The sequence below is a fragment of the Blastochloris sulfoviridis genome, from assembly GCF_008630065.1.
In the GTDB taxonomy this organism is placed as follows: Bacteria; Pseudomonadota; Alphaproteobacteria; order Rhizobiales; family Xanthobacteraceae; genus Blastochloris; species Blastochloris sulfoviridis.
In genome coordinates this window covers 1-4,584 of the sequence record NZ_VWPL01000062.1, presented here as the reverse complement: position 1 = coordinate 4,584, position 4,584 = coordinate 1, and the positions used below count along the sequence as shown (strand labels likewise).

The window sequence follows — 4,584 nt, the reverse complement described above, 5'->3', positions numbered from 1 at the left end:
GCGGGGGCCCCCCCCCCCCCCCCCCCCGGGGGGGGGGGGGGGGGCCCGCCCCCCCCCCCCCCCCCCCGCGCCGGGTGAGGGGTAGATATGGCGTAGGCTGGAGAATTCACCCCTCACCCGCCTCGCGATCATTCGATCGCTCGGCACCCTCTCCCACAAGGGGAGAGGGAAGGAAGAAGCCGAGTCGATCACCCGGAAACCGTAGGAGACCCGCTCACCGCAAAGGCAGGAAGGTGGGGCCGACCACGCGCACCCGGCGCCCGTCGGGGCCGGTTTCGGCCGGGTGCAGCTCCGGGGCGGGCGGTGCCGGCTCGGGCGGCGGCGGCAGGGCGGCGGCCGGCTCGGGCGGCGGCTCATCCTTGCGACGCGATTTCTTGCTCTTGCGATCCGCGCGGGGCTGGACCGGCCGAGCGGTCGCATTGGCCGCGTCCTTGGCCGCCGCCAGCGCCTCCTGCTGCATGGCGCGCGAGCGCTCCTCGGTCACCACGATGTCGCCGCGCTGCACCGTACCATCGAGATGGCCGATGGCCTCGGCCCAGCTCTGCGCGGCCGGCTTGCAGGCGCAGTTCGGGTCGAAGGTCTGGCGGTACTTGAAGGCGTTGGGCAGCCGCGAATAGGCCTCCCCGGACGGGGTGACGGCGTGCGAGACGTCCTCGCCGGGGTTGCGGTGGACGAAGAGCGCCACCTCGGCGGCGGGGCACTGGGCACGGCAGATTTGCTCGTCCTCGCCGAACTTGGCGGGCGTCGCCGAGAAGCTGATGGGGAAATAGAAGCCGTCGCAGGAGCGCACGCACAGCGTCCGGTAGGTGCCGACCGCGGGCACGTCGCTGTAGCCGTCATCCTCGGCCGGCGGGGCATACGGATTATCGTCCTGCATCACGTCGGGACGGCCGAACAGCTGTTCGAGGAAGTTGCCCGGCCGCGCCGTGCGCGCGGGCGGCGGCGCCGCGCGGTACTGCGGACCGCAATTGTTCTGGCCGAGAGCCGCCAGCACCTGCCGGCGTCGGAACTCGCGGTCGGTTCCCTGCGACCCCTGCATGCGGGAGAGGTCCGCCATCATGCGATCGAGGTTCTGGTGCATGCGGTCGATCTGCCGCTCCAGCCGGTCGCACTGGGGCGGCCGGTCGGGCGCACCGAACAGGAAGAAGTTCGGCGCCCGCGCGCAGCCGATGCGCTGGGCCTGGGCGATGGTGCGGTCGAGCTCGTGCTGTTGCTTGCCGATCGCGTCTTCGTAGCGCCGCTGTTCGCTGGCGTCGGCCGCCGATGGCCGGTCGATCCGCGCCAGTTCGGCCTCCAGCCGGATGCACGCCTGCATGCGCGCCTGCGGATATGCCGTCTGGGCGTGGGCTGTGGCCGAACCGCCGAGAAGGGCCGCAAGCGCGGCGAGGGGAATGACGACGGCGAGCATCGTGCTCTCGGAATTGGGAGGGCGGACCTGCCGGCGAATCTATACGATTTCCGGCATCCATCGTCCGGTTCCGCGGTCGAATCGGTCGCGGATCCGGAGTCCGGCTGGGACTGTCGAAGATTCACTCAAGCGGGGCTTGGTGTCCGATTTATGGACAGGGGCCGTTGCCGCCCGTTCTCCGGTCTCGCGGGCCGGAAACGTGTCACAGGGTTTCCGGTATCCCGAAGGGATCAACCGGAAACGGTCTCTCCGAAAACCCCTTGTTTGATGGCGGGTTTTTCGGCGATCGGAATACGGTTTCCCGGCTTGATCAGCGCGAAACCGTATCAGTCCAGCTCGTCGTCGGCGCCCACAGGGCTTTCGGCCGCCCACACCGAGGCGCGCGCAGTCAGCTTCTCAAAGATGCTCTCCAGTGCCGCGCGCTCGGCCGGGTCGAGGTCGGCCAGCATGCGGTCGGCGAACTCGACCGCCGACGGCACGATGGCCTGGTAGAGCGCCTGGCCCTCGTCGGTCAGCGACAGGAAGGCCTCGCGCAGATCCGCCTTGTTGGAGCGGCGCGCCAGCAGCCCCCGCCGCTCCAGGGTGGCGACGGCGCGCGACACCTTGGTCTTGTGCATGTGGCTGTGGGCGCCGACCTGCTTGGCCGTCAGCGTGCCGAACTGGCCGATGGTGGCGATGACGCGCCATTCGGGAATGGCGATGGCGAACCGCTCGTCGAAGATCCGCCCGAGCGCCCGCAGCACCAGCGCCGACAGCACGTTGAGGCGGTAGGGCAGGAAGGTCTCCAGCCGCAGCAGCGGGTCGCTTGGCGGGGTCGGCAGCGTGTCGGCCGGCGCCCCGTCGTCTCGGGCGCCCGGCAGCAGGGAGCGAGGTTGCATGCGCAACTATCTTCCGATGAAAAGAGACTCTCTCGGACGGACCGGTCGCAACGGGATAGCTCACTGCGCCGGCAATGGAAAGAACCTTGGTGTCCGTTACTTTCCGAAACGGGAGGCTCGCGGCAGGCTGTGCCGAGAACGTCGTTGCGCGTCGCCGGCTATCCGGCGTGACCGTAACCTCCGCCCGATCGGGTTGCAGGCCCGGCGCAGCTGCCGCGCGCGGCCGCCCAGGAGCGGCCGCGGTTTCTGTTCCCGCCGGGGGCCGCTTACGACCGGCCGCGCGTGCGCGCCATGAAGGAGTCGAACGACAGCTCGCCGACCTGCCACCACGCCAACTGGTCGCCGCGATAGGCGTTGACGGAATCGAGGCACTTCTTGAAGTCGGGGTTCTTGGCGGCCATCTCGGCCAGCAGTTCGTTGGAGGCCTTCAGCGCCGCCTCCATGATCGCCTGCGGGAAGGGTCGCAGCTCGGTGCCGGCGGCCAGCAGGCGCCGCAGCGCCGGCGCGTTCACCGTGTCGTATTTGGCGAGCATCCAGACATTGGCGGCGTCGGACGCCTGCTTCAGGATCGCCTGGTAGGCCGGCGGCAGCTCGTTGTACTTCTCCAGGTTGGAAATGAAGTGGATCATCGCTCCACCTTCCCACCAGCCCGGATAGTAGTAGTACTTGGCGACGCGGTAGAGGCCGGTCTTCTCGTCGTCATAGGGTCCGACGAACTCGGCGGCGTCGATGGTGCCGCGCTCCAGCGCCGAATAGACGTCGCCCGGCGCGATGACCTGCGGCACCACGCCGAGCCGCGCCAGCACCTGGCCGCCCATGCCGGCGATGCGGAACTTGAGGCCCTGGAGGTCGGCGACCTCCTTCAACTCCTTGCGGAAGAAGCCGCCCATCTGGCAGCCCGAATTGCCGGCCAGGAAGCCGATGGCGTTGAACTTGGCGAGCGAGGCGTTGATGAGCTCGGCGCCATCGGCGAAATGCCACCACGCATTGGCCATGCGGGCATTGAGGCCGAACGGCGAGCCGGTGCCGAACACCAGGACCGGGTCCTTGCCGGTGTAGAAATAGGTCGGCGTGTGCGCGCATTCGACCGCGCCGGTGGTAACGGCGTCCAGCGCCTGCAGCGCGGGAACCAGCTCGCCCGCCGCGAAGCACTGGATCTGGAAACGCCCGTCAGTGGCGTCGGACACGTATTTGGCGAGCGTCTGGGCCGTGCCGAAGATGGTGTCGAGGGTCTTGGGGAAGCTCGATGTCAGACGCCATTTCACCTCGGGCATGCTCTGGGCCACCGCGGGGCTGGCCACGGCGCCTGCGGCCGCGGCGACAGCCGCGCCTGTGAGAAATGTCCGTCTTTCCATCGTCGAGTCCTCCTGCGGGCGTGCCGAAACGCGGCGCAGATTGAACTACGCTCTCTCCGCCCGGCCGGCAACCGAGGGAGGGCGGAAACGGCGGCCGATGCGGCACGCCCCGGCCGCCGTCTCTCGAACGAACGACATCTTGAACCGGCGACGTCTCGAATTCGTGACGTCTCGAACTGGCGACGGCCGGCTCCTATATGAGGGGTGGAGGGACGATGATGATCAATAGGATTTTATGCGGGGCGATGGCGGCGGCGGCCGCCGTGGTGCTGGCGGGACCGGTGGCAGCGGCCGAGCCCGATCTGATCTTCCGCAAGTCGACCGTGTGGAAGATGCTGACGCCGGATGACAAGCTCGCCACCTACGGGGTCGACGATCCCGACGTGGAGGGGGTGGCCTGCCACTTCACCGTGCCGGAACGCGGCGGGGTGTCGGGCATGTTCGGCCTCGCCGAGGAGGCCTCGGATGCGTCGCTGTCGTGCCGGCAGGTCGGGCCGATCCGCTTCACGACCAAGTTCTCCCAGGGCGACGTGGTGTTCCGCCAGTCGCGGTCGCTGTTCTTCAAGAAGACGCAGATCGTGCGCGGCTGCGACGCCAAGCGCAACGTGCTGGTCTATCTCATCTATTCCGACAAACTGATCGAGGGATCGCCGAAGAACTCGACATCGACGGTGCCGATCATGCCCTGGGGCGGCGACACGCCGGAGCGTTGCGAGAACTATTTGAAGTGACCGGGCCTCGTCATCCCGGCCGCGCGTCAGCGAGAGCCGCGATCGTCCGAGCATGTGTCGTCATCCCGGACGGCGCGTCGCGCCGAGCCGGGATCGTGTGCCGGAAAGGCTCCCCTTCCTGCGAGCGGTCCCGGGTTGGAACGGCGAAATGTGCTTTGATGGGTGCACCGGCTCGGGGTGGCCACCCCGAGCCGGTGCGGGCGGCACGCCGT

The 4,584-nt window shown here is 68.7% G+C and carries 4 protein-coding genes; 1 reads left to right on the top strand and 3 read right to left on the bottom strand.

Annotated elements, in window-relative coordinates; genetic code table 11:
* Positions 1-214 precede the first annotated feature (214 nt).
* From F1193_RS16785 to F1193_RS16775, 3 genes are all read right to left on the bottom strand, one after another.
* Complete coding sequence (locus F1193_RS16785) at positions 215-1,408, bottom strand: DUF2865 domain-containing protein (RefSeq protein WP_150098935.1); 1,194 nt, start codon at positions 1,406-1,408, stop codon at positions 215-217.
* 326 nt (positions 1,409-1,734) lie between these two features.
* The gene (locus F1193_RS16780; protein WP_150098934.1) at positions 1,735-2,286 is read right to left on the bottom strand and encodes a MarR family winged helix-turn-helix transcriptional regulator; all 552 of its coding nucleotides are present in this window, start codon (positions 2,284-2,286) and stop codon (positions 1,735-1,737) included.
* Between the two features lie 266 nt (positions 2,287-2,552).
* Positions 2,553-3,641: a TRAP transporter substrate-binding protein gene (locus tag F1193_RS16775; protein ID WP_150098933.1), complete on the bottom strand. Its 1,089-nt coding sequence runs from the start codon at positions 3,639-3,641 to the stop codon at positions 2,553-2,555.
* A gap of 245 nt (positions 3,642-3,886) precedes the next feature.
* Here F1193_RS16775 and F1193_RS16770 point away from each other — a divergent pair, with 245 nt between their 5' ends.
* Positions 3,887-4,372, top strand: a complete 486-nt coding sequence (locus tag F1193_RS16770; protein ID WP_246164512.1) for a CreA family protein — start codon at positions 3,887-3,889, stop codon at positions 4,370-4,372.
* The last annotated feature ends 212 nt before the right edge of the window (positions 4,373-4,584 follow it).